We start from the raw sequence: 14396 nt of genomic DNA on the forward strand, positions 1-14396 counted from the left end.
CCACGGGGGGCCATGGACCTCAGCCGGTGTCGGCGGCCATGGGCGGAACGGCGGCGCGCGGCGCGGCCGTTCCCCGGCGGCGAACGGAACGGCCGAACCGTCCCGACGCGGGAGCCGAGCCCCCTTTCGCCAACCACAACAGGCGATGAGGAAATTGGTTGCGCCGGTTTTGCCGGAGGGCTGGTCAGAGCCGTAGGTTGGGTGGAGCGCCAGCGCAACCCAACACACGCACGGAAGGTAAAGGTCAGGCGGCGCGGGTCGCCAGCTTGCGCAGATCCCGGCCCAGCTCCGCCAGGCGGTCCAGCCCCCGGCCGAGCGCGTCCAGCTCCCGGCGCAGGCCGTCGGGGCCGCCCAGGCCCTGTGACGCACCGGACAGCGTGTGGGACAGCGCGCTGCCCAGCCGGTCAAGCTCCTCCAGCAGGGAGCGCTCCTGCCCGGTGAGGTCCCGCTGCCCGGCGCCGAGTTCCCGGAGCCGGTCGGCCAGGGTGGTGAGCAGCTGGTGTTCCGCCTCCACCTTCGCCTGGGCGTCCTGTCCGGCGAGCTGCTGGGCGATCGCCTGCTGCATGCGGTCGATGCCCTTCTGGATCACCTGGATCGCCTCGTTGGACTGGCGGGCGAGGTCGCGCACCTCGTTGGCGACGACGCGGAAGCCGTGGCCGTACTCGCCGGCGCGGGTCGCCTCGATGGCGGCGTTCAGCGCCAGCATGTTGGTCGCCGACATGATGCGGGTGATGGCGTTGACCGAGTCCTCCAGCGCGCGGGACTCCGCGACGATCTGCTCGAACCGGGTCAGGTCGTCGCCGGATTCGGCGCGGCGGCGGTCCAGATGGTCCTGGAGGCCGGCCAGCAGCGCCTGGTTTTCCGACGCGGCGCGGCGCGCGCCGTCGTCGCGGCCGGCCACCGCGCGCCCGCTGTCGCGGATGAGGCCCGTCAGCTCCGCCGCCGCCGCCTCGACCGCGGCGAGGCGGTCGCGCAGGGCCTGCGCCTCGCGCTCCGCCTGTTCCAGGGCGGCGCGGACGCGGGCGTTGGCCTGCTCCGCCATCGCAGGCACCTCCGCGATGGCCCGTTCGGCCTCCATGGGAAGCCCCTGCGGGCGTTGCGCGAAGGCAAGCCGCGCCGCGCAGAGGTCGGCGAAGCCGTCGAGCGGCCCGGTCGCCCCGGAGTCGCGCAGCAGGCGGCGCCAGGTTTCCGAGTCGCGGTGCAGCGTGGCGAACAGGCGGTTCGCCTCCTCGTTCGTCAGCGTCTCCCCATCGAAGGTCAGGTGCTCGTGCGGGATGAAGTTGAACAGCGACGTGACCATGGTCCGCCGCGTTTCCAGCACCCAGTACTGGACGACCATCACCGCGATGATCGTGACGATCATGCCCAGCGCCGCGGCCGGCCCCTCCGGCACGCCGAAGCGGTGCAGCATGGCGTTCCACAAGGGGTTCAGCGACACCACCACGACGAACACCGGCAGGCCGATGATGAGGAGAAGCAAAGCCTGCGCCTTCAGGAAACCTCTGCCGAGCATGGCACCGTCACCGCCCTGTTCCGTCGTCATGCCGTATCCCTGCGCAACCCGCCGGACGCGCCGGCCCGCCACTGCTCGCGCACTGTAAATCCACACCCGGAAAAAGGTAAAGAGAACATTGCATTTTGTTGAAGTCCCACACGATTCCGTTGCCGCCCGCCGAACCCGGAATTGACACAGTCGGCCGGATTTACGGTAAATTTCAGTTAACCATTACACCCCTAGCCTCGGCCGCCCATCCACGGACAGACCACACGGGCAAAGGGGCCGTCCCCCATGACCAAATCCGCCATCACCCCGGCCAACGCCGCCGCTTCCCCCGGAGCCTCCGGGACGCCGATGCGGAGCCTCGCCTCGGGACTGAAGCGGCTGTACGGCACCTTCTGGCGCAACACCGCCGGCTCGCGGGGGCTGCTGGGCACCTTCCTGACCCTGCTGCTGCTGGCGCAGGTCACGCGGCTGGCCATCCCCTACCTGTTCGGCGCGGCGGTGAACGCGCTGCAATCCTCGGCCACGCAGGATCTGGGCACTGCCGGCGAGTACATGGCGCTGATGATGGGGGCGGCCGTGCTCGGCTGGGCGATGCACGGGCCCGGCCGGGTGATGGAGCGCTTCGTGGCGCTGCGGGTGCGCGGGCGCTTCGCCGACGCGCTCTACGCCAAGCTGGTCACGCTGCCGCTGGCCTGGCACGACCGCAACCATTCCGGCGAGACGATCCAGCGCATGGCCAAGGCGACCAACGCGCTGTTCGGCTTCGCGCAGCACCAGTTCATCTATTTGCAGAACCTCGTCAACCTGCTGGGGCCCATCGCGGCGCTGGTCTTCATATCCGCCCTGACCGGCTTCGCGGCGCTGGCGGGCTACGGCGCGCTGGCCCTGCTGCTGGTCTGGTTCGACGGCACCATGGTCCGCCTGCTGACCGAGGAGAACCGGCGCGAGCGCCATTACTTCGCCGGCCTGTCGGACTGCGTCGGCAACGTCTCCACCGTGCTGACGCTGCGCCTCCAGGCGGCGACCCGCCGCGTGCTGGGCGAGCGGCTGGACCAGCTGTTCGAGCCGATCCGCCACCACATCGTGGTCAACGAGGCGAAGTGGTGCGCGGTGGACCTGCTGAACAACGCGCTGCGCTGCGGGCTGGTCGTGCTCTACGCCTGGCTGGCGTGGCGGCAGGGCGGGATGGTGCCGCTGGGCACCGCCGTCATGGTGCACCAGTACGCGCAGCAGATCGGCACGGTCGTCGGCTCCATGGCCACGCACTGGCAGGACCTCGTCCGCCATCAGGCCGACGTCGCCGGGGCCGAGGCGATCCTGACCGCCGAGCCGCGCGCCGGCGCCGCCGCCAGCCTGCCCGACGGCTGGCGGACCATCCGCGTCGAGAACCTCACCTTCCGCCACGCCGCCCGCCCCGGCGAGGCACGCCCGCGCCCGGCCCTGAACGGCGTGTCGCTGGACCTCGCGCGCGGCCGGCGCATCGCCCTGATCGGCGAGAGCGGATCTGGCAAGAGCACGCTGCTGCGCGTGCTGGCCGGCCTCTACGCCGCCGACGCCGTAGCCCTGTCGGTGGACGGCGCGGCGCGGCCGGACCTGCGCGACCTGTCCTCCGTCACCACGCTGATCCCGCAGGAGCCGCAGATCTTCGACAGCACCATCCGCCGGAACATCACCATGGGCGTCGACTACCCGCCGAGCGAGGTGGTGCGCGCCTGCCGGCTGGCGCAGCTGGGCCCGGTGCTGGAAACGCTGCCGGCCGGGCTCGACACGCCAATCAGCGAGGGCGGCGTGAACCTGTCCGGCGGCCAGCGCCAGCGCCTGGCGCTCGCCCGCGGCATCCTCGCCGCGCAAAGCTCCAGCCTCGTCATGCTGGACGAGCCGACCAGCAGCGTCGACCCGGCGACGGAACTGCGCGTCTACGACGGCCTGCTGGAGGAGTTCCGGGACGCCTGCGTCGTCTCCGCCATCCACCGCCTGCACCTGCTGCCGCGCTTCGACACGGTGGTGCTGATGGAGGCCGGCACGCTGGTGGACGTCGGCACGATGGACGAGCTGCTGGCCCGCGACCAGCGCTTCCAGGCGATGTGGCGCAACTACCACGGCGCGACCCAGGCGGCGGCATAACGGACGGCCCCTGTTCAGACGACCGCGCGCCGCCCATCTTCGTCCGCCATGAACATCTTCTTCCTCGACCCCGACCCGGCCGAAGCCGCCCGCCTGCATTGCGACAAGCATGTCAGCAAGATGCTGGTGGAAACCGCGCAGATGCTCAGCACCGCGCTACGGCTGAACGGGTTCGACCTCGGCTACAAGGCGGCCTACGTCAACCACCCCATGACCGTCTGGGTGCGCTCCGGTGCGGCGAACTACGCCTGGGCGCTGGATCTGGCCGACGGGCTGGCGGCGGAGTTCACGCACCGATTCGGCCGCCCGCACAAGACGGCGGGCGTCCTGGAGGAGCTGCGCCACGGCGGCGACTGGCGGGCGCGGCTGGGCGAGGGCCGGTTCACGCCGGTGCCGCTGTGCATGCCGGAGCCCTACAAGGTCGCGGGCGACCCGATCGCCTCCTACCGCAACTTCTACCGCGCGGAGAAAGCCCGGTTCGCCCGCTACACCAACCGCCCCGTCCCGGACTTCATGGCCGGGGCGGCGCTGCCGTAACATTTCGCCCCCTCCCTAACCCTCCCCCGCTTGCAGCGGTGGAGGGAACTGCTGCCGCTTACCCCAGTCCCCTCTCCCGCGAAGCGGGGGAGGGTTAGGGAGGGGGCCTCAGCCCGACACCTTTACGGCCGCGACTGAGCGACCGAGCCCGGGTCGGAGATCACCACCTCGACGCGGCGATTCTGCTGCCGGCCGGCGTCGGTGCTGTTGGAGGCGACCGGCTGCGCCTCGCCCATGCCCTGGGCGACGATGCGGCCGGGGTTGACGCCGCGCGCGGTCAGCGCGTCGCGGACGGCCATGGCGCGGGCCTCCGACAGGCGCAGGTTGGTCGAGGAGGAACCGGTGCTGTCCGTGTAGCCCTCGATCTGCAACGTGCGGTCCGGATACTGCTGGAGGAACTGGGCCAGCCGGTCGATCCGCGTCTGCGCCCCGGAGGTCAGGTTGGCGCTGCCGGTGGAGAACAGCACGTCACCCAGCGACATGACGATGCCGCGCTCCGTGCGCTGGGCCTGGAGGTCGCGCAGCTGCTGCTCCAGCTCCGCGTTGCGGGACTGGAGGCGGTAGGTGTCGGCGTTGGCGACGACGTTCTGCGCGCCCTTCAGCGCGGCCACGTCCTGGGCGATCTGGATCTGCCGGCTGGCGAGGTAGGCCTGGTGGTCCATCTCCGCGGCGTTGCCGTCGTTGCGCGCGGCCTCGGCCCGGCGCAGCGACTCCTCGGCCCGGCGCAGCTCCAGCGTCGCGTTGCTGGCGACCTGCGGGGTGGCGGCGGCGCTCTGGTAGGTCTGGCGCGCCTGCACCAGCGACGGGCTTTCCGCCGGGGTCGAGCAGGCGGCCAGCGCCACGGCCAGCGCGCCGAGCGATACGGCACCCAGAGACTTCTTCATCGCGGACGTCCTCATGGCGTGCCTCCCGGCGTGCGCGGCACGCTCCAATCGGAGGTTCCGCTGGTGGCCGGCGGCAGGGTCGGCGCGGCGGCGCGGGGCATGGTCCCGGTGTTGGTCGCCTGCGGGCCGGCCAGGCTGCGCACGGCGCCGGCCGCCTGCTGCGCGGTGGCGCGCTGGCTGCGGATGGTGGCGAGGTCGGCCTCGACCTGCGCCTCTTCGGCGAGGCGGCGGGCCTTGGTGCGGTCGTCGTTGCGCATGGCGTTGTCGGCCGCACCCAGCTTCTCGCGGGCGGACTGGTACTCCGCCGGGGCGTACTGGAGGGCGCCGGCCCGTTCGGCGGTCTGCACCGCCTGGGCGGAGGCGCCGAGCTGGGCGGTCGGTGGCGGAACGTCGGCGCAGGCGGCCAGCCCAGCCGCCGCCGCAAGGACGGCGGCGGCGCGCCATCCCAGGGTCGTGATTCGGGTCCGGTTCATCGTTCGAAGGCTTCCTGGTGGGCCGGAAAAGCCGGCCGTGGTGTGCATTCGCCGGTCCAACGGACCGCAACCCCGGAAAGTTCCGCGCCCCAACCGGGTAGCGGGTTACCCGCCCCCACCGGTCACCCGCCGCTGCGCGACAGGCGCGCCCCGCGGCGGTGCTTCACCAGCCGCACGACGTAGAGCAGCAGAAGCGTGGCGAACAGCAGCAGCGCCCCCGGCACCATGTAGTTGGCCAGCCACGGAAAGCCGGAGCGCACGAGGTAGCCGGTGGTCGCCAGCACCAGCACCCACAGGGTCGATCCGGTGGCGGCGTAGGCCAGGAAGACCGGGATGCGCAGCCCGCAGGCCCCGGCGGGGATGGAGATCAGCGTGCGCAGCCCCGGCAGCGGCTGGCACAGCATCACCGCGATGCCGCCGCGCCGCGCGAACCACTCCGTCGCCTGGTGCACCTGCTCCGGGCGCACGGTCAGCCAGTGGCCATAGCGGCGCAGGAATCCCTCGAACCGCTCCCGCCCCAGCAGGTGCGCGGGCAGGTACCAGATCAACTCCCCCGCCGCGGAGCCCAGCCCGCCGGCCAGCGCCACCAGCAGCAGGTTGAAGTCGCCGTTCACCGCCCCCATCCCGGCCAGCGGGATCACCGTCTCCGCCGGCACCGGCGGCAGCACGCGCGCCAGGACCAGCATCAGGAAGATGCCGGCATAGCCGAGATGCTGGACGATGTCGGTGATCCACTGCGTCATGGCCTTCCCTGAACCGCCGGGAAAGCCCTTCCGTTCCGGTCCGAAGGACCGGCTGCGGTCGGAGAACGACTACCGCGTCAACCTGAAGGCGGAGCTGGAGATCCGGCATCTGCACGAGAAGATGGACTACCTGATCCAGCGGCAGTGGCAGCGCCTGACCGAGATCCAGCAGCTCCAGCTGGAGATCATGCAGGAAAAGCGCCTGCGGAAGTGATCGGAGGCATCGTTGTTTGATCGCCGTCAAGAGCCCGAAGGCCGTTCGGGTGTTTGCTGGGGGCCATGACCGCTGACCTCTCCCTCGCCGCCCTTGTCCTGTTCGCCAGCCACGCCCTGCCCTCCTGGCCGGGGGTGCGGCCGGCGCTGATCGCCCGGATGGGGCGCGGCGGCTTCGTCGCCCTGCACTCGCTGGGCTCGACCCTGGCGCTGCTCCTGTTCATCTGGGCCTACCGCGAGGCGGCGGGCAGCGCGCTGCTGTTCACCCCCGCCGGCTGGGCGGCGCCGCTGGTCGTGGCGCTGATGCCGCTGGCCTTCCTGCTGATCGTCGCCCGCGTCACCAGCAAGGCCGGCCATCCGGAGGCGCCCAACACGCCCGCGGGGATCTTCCGCATCACGCGCTACCCGGGCAGCCTGGGGCTGCTGCTGTGGGCGCTGCTGCATGTCCAAGCGACCGGCGACGGCCGGCGCGTGGTCCTGTTCGGCACCATGGCCGCCATCGCGCTGTTCGCCATGGTCAAGAACGACTGGGTCCTGCGCCGCAGCGAGGCCGGCCGCGCCTACCGGACTGAGACCTCCGTCCTGCCCTTCGCCGCCATCCTGGCGGGCCGCCAGCGCCTCGCCCTTACAGAGATCGGCTGGGGGCGCCTGTTGGGAGGCCTCGCCGCCTATGCCGGCATGATCGCCGTCCATCCCCTGCTGTTCGGCATCGACCCGCTCTACTGGCTGTAGACCGTCTCGACCCGGTCGAACTCGTCCGGGGCCGGCGGCACCCAGTCGGCGCGCATCTTGGCGACCAGCCAGGGCGGCACCGCCGGGCCGCCGGCCGCCGCTCTATCCTCCAGGCGTTGCACCAGCACCGCGTCCGGCGCGTCGAACAGGACGCCGACGCGCTCCCACCCCTCCGGCACGCGGGACAGGACGCGGCGGCGCGCCTTGGCCGTGACGTTCGTCGCATCCGCCACCACGTCCAGCCCGTGGGTGAAGGCGTCGGTCAGGCGGCGCCGGTACTCCTTGTCGATCGCGCGGGAGAAGGCGCGCCACGCCGCGCGGTAGGAGACGCCCTCGGCCGCCGCGACCTCCGCCACCACGTCGTCGCGGCTGACGGCCACGGCCCGTCCGGCGCGCTCCGCCAGGAAGGCGTTGCGCCACGTCGTCTTGCCGCTGCCCGGCGGCCCCATCAGCACGTAGACGGTCGGCAAGAGTACCCCCGCTGGCGGCCGGGACTCCGCTTGGCGCCGGCTGTTGAGCCATGGAAACCGCCAAGCAACACCGCAAGGGAAGGCGCCATTCCATGAGCATTCGAGACATCATGACCCGCGACGTCCAGATCGTCGGGCCGAACGAGTCCATCCGCAAGGCCGCCCAGCTGATGGACCAGCTGAACGTCGGCGTCCTGCCGGTGTGCGACGGCGAAAAGCTGGTCGGCATGATCACCGACCGCGACATCACCGTGCGCGCCACCTCCGCCGGCATGGCGCCGGACCAGTGCAAGGTGTCCGAGGTGATGACCACGGAGCCGCGCTATTGCTACGAGGACGACCCGGTCAACGAGGTTTCCCGCCTGATGGGCGGCCAGCAGATCCGCCGCGTTCCCGTCGTCGATCGCGACAAGCGGCTGGTGGGAATCGTGTCGCTGGGCGATCTCGCCACCGACGCCAAGGACGAGCGCACCGTCGAATCGGCGCTGGAGCAGATTTCGACCCCGTCCGAACCGGACCGCACCTGAGAGCGAGGAGACGGCCATGGAGCACATCATCGGCAAGGACGACCCGCGCATCCGCACGCGGGCCTACGCCCTCTGGGAACAGGAAGGCCGCCCGGAGGGACGCCACATCGACCACTGGCAGCAAGCCACCCGCGAAATCGCCGAGGAGGACGCCGCACTGGGTCCCGACGCGGGCATCCAGGTCCCCGACAACGCCAGCGAACGCACGCTGCGCGAAGCCGCCGAGCATCTGCGCGGCGTCGACGCGCATTCCCACGGCCATTCCCAGGGGCGCGCGTCGGCGAACGATCCGGCGGAGGAGACGGCGACCGGCTGGGCGGGGACGCGGACGTAAGTCCGGCGATCGTGCCCCCTCCCTAACCCTCCCCCGCTGCGCGGGAGAGGGAACTGCCGCCGGCTCCGCAAATAGGCCCTCCCCTGCGCAGCGGGGGAGGGAGGGACCCGCGAAGCGGGAGGGAGGGGGCAATCCGTAGCGGGAGCTTACGCCTCCTCGACCGACACCGCCTCCGGGCCCTTGTCGCCCTGGCGGACGGTGATGCGGACGCGCTGGCCGTCGTTCAGGCCACGCAGACCGGAGCGCTCCAGCGCCTTCAGGTGGATGAAGACGTCCTGGCCGCCGTTGTCCTGGGCGATGAAGCCGAAGCCCTTGGTGGTGTTGAACCACTTCACGGTGCCGTCGACCTGGGACGTCGGACCGCCCGACGCCGGACGGCGCGAGCCGCCGCCGAAACCACCGCGATCGCCGCCCCGATCCGAAAAGCCGCGATCGCTGCCCCGATTTCCGCCCCGGTCCGCAAAACCGCGGTCACCCCGGTCGCGGAACCCGCGGTCGCCGCCCCGATCACCGCCCCGATCACCAAAGGACGGGCGCGGACCCTGCGGGCGGTCGCCCTGCGGACGCGGGGGGCGGGAGGGGGCGGCGGTGGAGGTGTCCACCGAATGCAGGACGCTGACCTGGTTGCCCTTGCGGCCTTCCACCACGTCCACCACGACGGTGGCGCCGTCCGGCAGGGCGTCGAAGCCGGCGGTGCCGACGATGGCGGCGGGGATGAGGGCGTCGGGGGAGCCGTCCTCGAACTTGACGAAGCCGAATCCGCGGTTCGGATCGTACCACTTCACGGTGGCCTGGACCTGGGTGCCGAGGACGACGGGCTGGCGGTACACGTGCTGGCGCGGCGGTTGACGGTGCATGAGACCCACTGAACTCCAAGAGGCGACGCTGACGCCGGCACGCGATCCGGCGCTCCGCAAAAGACATCGCCTGTCCCGCGCGGAATCACAAGACCGCAGGCGGGCCGAAACGCCCGCCCGCGGCCGGTATTCCCAATTTGCTTCAGCGGGCCAGCCGGTCCGGCGCCGGCGGCGGCTCCTCCGGCGGGACGGGGATGGCGTCCGGCGGGTCGCCCATCGGCGGCCGCGACGGGTCATCAGGAACGTCCGGAGGCTGGACGGGCGGCGGAACCGGCATGTCCGGCGTGGGCGGAGCCGGCGGGTGGGGACCGAGTCGGACCGCCCCCTCCACCAGCAGCTTGCCCATCAGCGGCGCCATCATCAGCCGCCCCCGCCCGTGCCGCCGGGCGTGGTCTGCGTCAGCCGCTTGGCCTGGGTCAGGCTTTCCATGCACTGCGCCTCGTCGCCGCGCTTGGCGGCGGAGCGCGCGGCGGTCACCAGGGAGTCCAGCTGGGCGTTCTGTGCCGCCTGGCCCATGGCGCCGCTCGACCCACTGCCGCCGCCCGGCCCGGCGTCGGGCCGCAGGGCGGGTGCCGTCGGCATGTTGCCGGTGCCGGCGCGCGGCGGCTCGATCACAGCGGTGTCCCCGACGGCGGGTGGCGCCACCACCCCGCCGGACTGGGCCAGCTTCTCCGAACTGGCGGTGCCGGAGCCCCCGCCGTCGCTGGCGCTCGGCGATCCGGCGGTCGAGCCGGCCGTCGAGCCGGAGGTGCCCGGCGCGGCCGGGGCCGCGGTCGGTGGCGGCGTGGTGGACAGGCTGTGGTCGGCGGCGAAGCGTTCCACCTGGTCGGCGCAGGACTGGGCCGAGGCGGCCCCGGCGCCACCCAGCGTCAGCCCCGCGGCGGCGAGCACCCCCAGAAGGGCGCGCCGCGGCGCAGTCCTCGTCAGGCCCGTCCTCATCAGGCGTTTCCCGATCATGGCGCGATTTCTCCATCAGCGGTTCACCCAACTCAACCGTGGCGAAGCCCCTGGGGTTCCCGACAACCGCGGATCGGGCCTTCGCCCGGCCTGTCGAACGTTTTTCGCGTGTTCGGCCTTGCGGCGGGTGCCATTCCGGCCCGCTGCCCTGTTGAAGGTCCGTTACGGGGTCGTTCGGGAGGGAAAGACCGCCATGCAAGCCGCTGGAAGCAAGGCCTGGACCGCGACCAAATGGGCGCTGGTGACGCTGGCGCTGGTGGGCACCACCGGCTTCATGGCCCTGAACCGGGGGGAGACGATCAACGCCGTCTGGCTCGTCGTCGCCTCGGTCTGCGTGTTCCTGATCGCCTACCGCTTCTACAGCCTGTACATCGCGCGGTCCGTGCTGCGGCTGGAGGCCGACCGGGTGACGCCCGCCGTGCGCTACAACGACGGGCTCGACTACGTCCCCACCGACAAGTACGTGCTGTTCGGCCACCATTTCGCGGCCATCGCCGGGGCCGGGCCGCTGGTCGGGCCGGTGCTGGCGGCGCAGATGGGCTGGCTGCCCGGCACCATCTGGATCCTGGTGGGCGTGGTGCTGGCCGGGGCCGTGCAGGACTTCGTGGTGCTGTTCGCCTCCACCCGGCGCGACGGCCGCTCGCTGGGCGACATCGCGCGGATGGAGATGGGGCCGGTGGCCGGCGTGATCGCCATGATCGGCGTGCTGCTGATCATGGTCATCCTGGTGGCCGTGCTGGCGCTGGTGGTGGTCAAGGCGCTGGTCGGCAGCCCATGGGGCACCTTCACCGTCTTCGCGACCATCCCCATCGCCATGTTCATGGGCGTCTACAGCCGCTTCATCCGGCCGGGCCGCATCGGGGAGATGTCGGTGATCGGCTTCGTCCTGCTGATGGGCAGCATCGTCTTCGGCCAGACGGTGAGCGAGAGCCCGACGCTCGCCCCGCTCTTCACCTATTCCGGCACGGCGCTGGCGCTGATCATCATCGCCTACGGCTTCTGCGCGTCGGTGCTGCCGGTGTGGTTCCTGCTGGCCCCGCGCGACTACCTGTCCACCTTCCTGAAGATCGGGGCCATCGCCGGTCTGGCCATCGGCATCCTGTTCGTCTGGCCGGAGCTGAAGATGCCCGCCGTGACGCCCTACATCGACGGCACCGGCCCGGTCTTCTCCGGTGCCTTGTTCCCCTTCCTGTTCATCACCATCGCCTGCGGCGCGGTGTCGGGCTTCCACGCGCTGATCTCGTCGGGCACCACGCCGAAGATGCTGGAGAACGAGACGCAGGCCCGCTTCATCGGCTATGGCGGGATGCTGACGGAGGCCTTCGTCGCCATCATGGCGCTGATCGCCGCCTGCATCCTGGATCCCGGCGTCTATTTCGCCATGAACAGCCCGCCGGCCCTGATCGGGACCGACAGCGTGCAGGCGGCCCAGACCATCACCGGCTGGGGCTTCGCCATCACGCCGGACGCGCTGGACCAGATCGCCCGCGACGTGGGCGAGCACACGATCCTGTCCCGCGCGGGCGGCGCCCCGACGCTGGCCGTGGGCATGGCGCACATCCTGTCGAGCGCCGTCGGCGGGCAGGCACTGATGGCCTTCTGGTACCATTTCGCCATCCTGTTCGAGGCGCTGTTCATCCTGACCACGGTGGACGCCGGCACGCGCGTGCTGCGCTTCATGATCCAGGACCTTTTGGGCACCGCCGTCCCCTTCATGCGGCAGACCCACAGCTGGGGCGCCAACCTGATCGCGACGTCGCTGGCGGTGGCCGCCTGGGGCTATTTCCTCTACCAGGGCGTGGTCGATCCGCTGGGCGGCATCAACACGCTGTGGCCGCTGTTCGGCATCGCCAACCAGATGCTGGCGGCCATCGCGCTGATCGTCGTCACCGTGGTGCTGTTCAAGATGAAGCGGCAGGCCGGCGCCTGGGTGACCATCCTGCCGACCGTCTGGCTGCTGGTCTGCACCCTGACCGCCGGCTGGCAGAAGCTGTTCCACCCCGACCCGAAGATCGGCTTCCTGTCGCACGCCGACCGCTTCTCCGCCGCCATGGCGGAGGGCAAGCTGCTCGCCCCCGCCAAGACGGCGGAGGAGATGGGGCGCGTCCTGGTCAACGACTACGTGGACGCGGCGCTGACCGGCCTGTTCATGGCGGTGGTGATCGCGATGGTCGTCTTCGGCCTGATCTGGATCCGCCGCGCCATGGCGGAGCCCCACGCCACCGCGCAGGAGGTCACCGGCCCGGCCGGTGCCGCCACCGCCCGACCGAGGGGGATGAGCCATGCATGAAGCCATGGATCTCTGGCTCGCCATGCGGCGGACGGCGCGGCTGATGGTCGGGATCCCCGACTACGACACCTACGTCGCCCACCGGCGCGAGACCCACCCGGACGAGCCCGTCATGACCTACGAGGAGTTCTTCCGTTACTGCCAGGACCGCCGCTACGACCCGCGCAACGCGCGCGGCTGTTGCTGAGGAGACATTGCAAAGGAGTGCTTGCTTGATGGACGAACCCCGCGAGGGCAACGCCGACGTCAGCCCCGAGGCGGAGGCCTTCTACACGGAAAGCCTGAAGCTGCTGAAGGACTCGAGCGTCCCCTTCCTGCTGGGCGGCACCTACGCGGTCAGCGCCTACACGGGCATCACCCGGCCGACCAAGGACATCGACGTCTTCTGCCGGGGCGGCGACTTCCCGCGCATCCTGGCCTATTTCCAGGACCGCGGCTTCACCACGGAGATCGAGGACGAGCGCTGGATCGGCAAGGTCAAGCACGGGGAGCTGTTCTTCGACGTGATCTTCAACTCCGCCGCCGCCATCAACCCGGTCACCGACCGCTGGTTCGAGGAGGACCACCGCGCCATCATCTGCGGCGCCGACGTGCAGCTGATCCCGCCGACGGAAATGGTCTTCTCCAAGTCCTTCGTGCAGATGCGGCACAAGTACGACGGCCCCGACGTCGTGCACATGATCCTGAAGCAGCACGAGCGCATCGACTGGAAGCGCCTGCTCGGCCACATGGAGCAGTATTGGGAGGTGCTGCTGATGCACGTCCTGAACTTCCGCTTCATCTACCCGACGGAGCGCGACCACATCCCCGCCTGGCTGTTGCAGGAGCTGCTGGACCGCCTGAACGAACGCGCCAAGCTGCCCGTGCCGCAGACCCGCATCTGCCGCGGCCGCCTGTATTCGCGCGAGGATTACCTGATCGACGTCACCGAATGGGGGTTCGCCGACGTCGTCGGCGAGGAATCGAAACATGGCTGATGGAACCCTGAAGATCGCCGCCATCGGCGACATCCACGTGGGCGAAACCTCCGTCCACCCTTACCGGGAGCTGTTCCGCGAGATCGCCGACCGGGCGGACGTGCTGGTGCTCGCCGGCGACCTGACCAACCACGGCAAGCCGCGCGAGGCGGAGGTGCTGGCCGAGGATCTGCGCGGCATCGGCATCCCCATCGTCGCGGTGCTGGGCAACCACGACTATGAATGCGGCCATGTGGAGGAGCTTCAGCACGTGCTGGAGCAGGCCGGCGTCCACTTCCTGGACGGCAACCCGCAGGAGATCCGCGGCGTCGGCTTCGCCGGGGTGAAGGGCTTCGGCGGCGGCTTCGAGAACCGCATGCTGGACGCCTTCGGCGAGCCGACCATCAAGCAGTTCGTGCACGAGGCGGTGAACGAGGCCATGCGTCTGGAAAGCGCGCTCCGCCAGTTAGAGACGGAGCGGACGATGGTCGTCCTGCACTACGCCCCCATCGCCGAAACGGTGCGGGGCGAGCCGCCGGAGATCTTCCCCTTCCTGGGCTCCTCCCGGCTGGCCGAGACCATCGACCGCTTCCACGTGCAGGCGGTGGTGCACGGCCACGCCCACCACGGCAGCTACGCCGGCAAGACCATGCGCGGCACCCCGGTCTACAACGTCGCCCAGACCATCGAGAAGGAGTCTGGCCGGCCCTACGCGCTGATCGAGGTGTGAGGGGAGAAGCGCCGGGCGTTGGGCCCCCCTCCCGACCTCCCCCCATCTTCGACGGGGGGAGGAGT

18 protein-coding genes are annotated in these 14396 nt (G+C 70.9%); 10 read left to right on the top strand and 8 right to left on the bottom strand.

From position 1 onward, the window contains the following. Positions 1–244: 244 nt before the first annotated feature. A complete protein-coding gene (locus J2851_RS27100; RefSeq protein ID WP_209770225.1) occupies positions 245–1543 on the bottom strand; it encodes a methyl-accepting chemotaxis protein in 1299 nt (432 codons plus the stop codon). A gap of 246 nt (positions 1544–1789) precedes the next feature. On the opposite strand from J2851_RS27100, the gene J2851_RS27105 reads away from it, so the two are divergent. Then, the gene (locus J2851_RS27105) at positions 1790–3628 is read left to right on the top strand and encodes an ABC transporter ATP-binding protein (RefSeq protein WP_209770226.1); all 1839 of its coding nucleotides are present in this window, start codon (positions 1790–1792) and stop codon (positions 3626–3628) included. A gap of 48 nt (positions 3629–3676) precedes the next feature. Next, positions 3677–4165: a pyrimidine dimer DNA glycosylase/endonuclease V gene (locus tag J2851_RS27110; protein WP_209770228.1), complete on the top strand. Its 489-nt coding sequence runs from the start codon at positions 3677–3679 to the stop codon at positions 4163–4165. 122 nt (positions 4166–4287) lie between these two features. Here the strand turns inward: J2851_RS27110 and J2851_RS27115 are convergent, their stop codons facing one another. From J2851_RS27115 to J2851_RS27125, 3 genes are all read right to left on the bottom strand, one after another. After that, entirely contained in the window at positions 4288–5049 is a 762-nt protein-coding gene (locus J2851_RS27115; protein ID WP_209770230.1) for an OmpA family protein, read from the bottom strand. A gap of 11 nt (positions 5050–5060) precedes the next feature. Continuing rightward, the gene (locus J2851_RS27120; protein ID WP_209770231.1) at positions 5061–5522 is read right to left on the bottom strand and encodes a DUF4398 domain-containing protein; all 462 of its coding nucleotides are present in this window, start codon (positions 5520–5522) and stop codon (positions 5061–5063) included. A 122-nt stretch (positions 5523–5644) separates the two neighbouring features. Further along, the gene (locus J2851_RS27125; RefSeq protein ID WP_209770233.1) at positions 5645–6265 is read right to left on the bottom strand and encodes a DedA family protein; all 621 of its coding nucleotides are present in this window, start codon (positions 6263–6265) and stop codon (positions 5645–5647) included. On the opposite strand from J2851_RS27125, the gene J2851_RS27130 reads away from it, so the two are divergent. Further along, positions 6264–6479, top strand: coding sequence for a DUF1003 domain-containing protein (locus tag J2851_RS27130; RefSeq protein ID WP_246500962.1), 216 nt, complete (start codon positions 6264–6266; stop codon positions 6477–6479). The genes J2851_RS27125 and J2851_RS27130 overlap by 2 nt on opposite strands. Before the next feature lie 65 nt (positions 6480–6544). Next, positions 6545–7210, top strand: a complete 666-nt coding sequence (locus J2851_RS27135; RefSeq protein ID WP_209770235.1) for an NnrU family protein — start codon at positions 6545–6547, stop codon at positions 7208–7210. On the opposite strand, the gene J2851_RS27140 is transcribed toward J2851_RS27135, so the two are convergent. After that, positions 7198–7680, bottom strand: coding sequence for an ATP-binding protein (locus tag J2851_RS27140; protein WP_209770236.1), 483 nt, complete (start codon positions 7678–7680; stop codon positions 7198–7200). The genes J2851_RS27135 and J2851_RS27140 overlap by 13 nt on opposite strands. A gap of 92 nt (positions 7681–7772) precedes the next feature. Between J2851_RS27140 and J2851_RS27145 the strand changes: the two genes are divergently transcribed. Next, positions 7773–8207 carry a CBS domain-containing protein gene (locus J2851_RS27145; protein ID WP_209770237.1) on the top strand — a complete coding sequence of 145 codons (435 nt, stop codon included), beginning with the start codon at positions 7773–7775 and terminating at the stop codon, positions 8205–8207. Between the two features lie 16 nt (positions 8208–8223). Next, complete coding sequence (locus J2851_RS27150; protein WP_209770238.1) at positions 8224–8541, top strand: DUF2934 domain-containing protein; 318 nt, start codon at positions 8224–8226, stop codon at positions 8539–8541. A gap of 146 nt (positions 8542–8687) precedes the next feature. Here the strand turns inward: J2851_RS27150 and J2851_RS27155 are convergent, their stop codons facing one another. From J2851_RS27155 to J2851_RS27165, 3 genes are all read right to left on the bottom strand, one after another. Then, positions 8688–9398 carry a cold-shock protein gene (locus J2851_RS27155; protein WP_209770239.1) on the bottom strand — a complete coding sequence of 237 codons (711 nt, stop codon included), beginning with the start codon at positions 9396–9398 and terminating at the stop codon, positions 8688–8690. Positions 9399–9540: 142 nt separating this feature from the next. Further along, positions 9541–9759 (bottom strand): hypothetical protein, encoded by a 219-nt coding sequence (locus J2851_RS27160; protein ID WP_209770240.1) that lies wholly within the window; start codon positions 9757–9759, stop codon positions 9541–9543. Further along, on the bottom strand, positions 9759–10355 hold the full coding sequence (locus tag J2851_RS27165; RefSeq protein WP_209770242.1) for a hypothetical protein: 597 nt from the start codon (positions 10353–10355) through the stop codon (positions 9759–9761). Before J2851_RS27165 ends, J2851_RS27160 begins: the two co-directional genes overlap by 1 nt. Before the next feature lie 193 nt (positions 10356–10548). Between J2851_RS27165 and J2851_RS27170 the strand changes: the two genes are divergently transcribed. From J2851_RS27170 to J2851_RS27185, 4 genes are read left to right on the top strand one after another with little or no spacing between them, the layout of a single operon-like run. Then, the gene (locus J2851_RS27170) at positions 10549–12645 is read left to right on the top strand and encodes a carbon starvation CstA family protein (protein ID WP_209770244.1); all 2097 of its coding nucleotides are present in this window, start codon (positions 10549–10551) and stop codon (positions 12643–12645) included. Next, positions 12638–12832, top strand: coding sequence for a YbdD/YjiX family protein (locus J2851_RS27175; RefSeq protein WP_209770245.1), 195 nt, complete (start codon positions 12638–12640; stop codon positions 12830–12832). The genes J2851_RS27170 and J2851_RS27175 overlap by 8 nt, the downstream gene beginning before the upstream one ends. A 28-nt stretch (positions 12833–12860) precedes the next feature. Continuing rightward, the gene (locus J2851_RS27180) at positions 12861–13622 is read left to right on the top strand and encodes a nucleotidyltransferase domain-containing protein (protein ID WP_209770246.1); all 762 of its coding nucleotides are present in this window, start codon (positions 12861–12863) and stop codon (positions 13620–13622) included. After that, a complete protein-coding gene (locus J2851_RS27185; protein ID WP_246500963.1) occupies positions 13615–14331 on the top strand; it encodes a metallophosphoesterase family protein in 717 nt (238 codons plus the stop codon). Before J2851_RS27180 ends, J2851_RS27185 begins: the two co-directional genes overlap by 8 nt. The last annotated feature ends 65 nt before the right edge of the window (positions 14332–14396 follow it).

The organism is Azospirillum rugosum (assembly GCF_017876155.1).
Classification (GTDB): Bacteria; Pseudomonadota; Alphaproteobacteria; order Azospirillales; family Azospirillaceae; genus Azospirillum; species Azospirillum rugosum.

Coding starts and splice junctions, on each gene's coding strand:
- J2851_RS27100 (WP_209770225.1), bottom strand. CDS start 1,543: ATGACGACGGAACAGGGCGGTGACGGTGCCATGCTCGGCAGAGGTTTC.
- J2851_RS27105 (WP_209770226.1), top strand. CDS start 1,790: ATGACCAAATCCGCCATCACCCCGGCCAACGCCGCCGCTTCCCCCGGA.
- J2851_RS27110 (WP_209770228.1), top strand. CDS start 3,677: ATGAACATCTTCTTCCTCGACCCCGACCCGGCCGAAGCCGCCCGCCTG.
- J2851_RS27115 (WP_209770230.1), bottom strand. CDS start 5,049: ATGAAGAAGTCTCTGGGTGCCGTATCGCTCGGCGCGCTGGCCGTGGCG.
- J2851_RS27120 (WP_209770231.1), bottom strand. CDS start 5,522: ATGAACCGGACCCGAATCACGACCCTGGGATGGCGCGCCGCCGCCGTC.
- J2851_RS27130 (WP_246500962.1), top strand. CDS start 6,264: ATGGCCTTCCCTGAACCGCCGGGAAAGCCCTTCCGTTCCGGTCCGAAG.
- J2851_RS27125 (WP_209770233.1), bottom strand. CDS start 6,265: ATGACGCAGTGGATCACCGACATCGTCCAGCATCTCGGCTATGCCGGC.
- J2851_RS27135 (WP_209770235.1), top strand. CDS start 6,545: ATGACCGCTGACCTCTCCCTCGCCGCCCTTGTCCTGTTCGCCAGCCAC.
- J2851_RS27145 (WP_209770237.1), top strand. CDS start 7,773: ATGAGCATTCGAGACATCATGACCCGCGACGTCCAGATCGTCGGGCCG.
- J2851_RS27150 (WP_209770238.1), top strand. CDS start 8,224: ATGGAGCACATCATCGGCAAGGACGACCCGCGCATCCGCACGCGGGCC.
- J2851_RS27155 (WP_209770239.1), bottom strand. CDS start 9,398: ATGCACCGTCAACCGCCGCGCCAGCACGTGTACCGCCAGCCCGTCGTC.
- J2851_RS27160 (WP_209770240.1), bottom strand. CDS start 9,759: ATGATGGCGCCGCTGATGGGCAAGCTGCTGGTGGAGGGGGCGGTCCGA.
- J2851_RS27165 (WP_209770242.1), bottom strand. CDS start 10,355: ATGATCGGGAAACGCCTGATGAGGACGGGCCTGACGAGGACTGCGCCG.
- J2851_RS27170 (WP_209770244.1), top strand. CDS start 10,549: ATGCAAGCCGCTGGAAGCAAGGCCTGGACCGCGACCAAATGGGCGCTG.
- J2851_RS27175 (WP_209770245.1), top strand. CDS start 12,638: ATGCATGAAGCCATGGATCTCTGGCTCGCCATGCGGCGGACGGCGCGG.
- J2851_RS27180 (WP_209770246.1), top strand. CDS start 12,861: ATGGACGAACCCCGCGAGGGCAACGCCGACGTCAGCCCCGAGGCGGAG.
- J2851_RS27185 (WP_246500963.1), top strand. CDS start 13,615: ATGGCTGATGGAACCCTGAAGATCGCCGCCATCGGCGACATCCACGTG.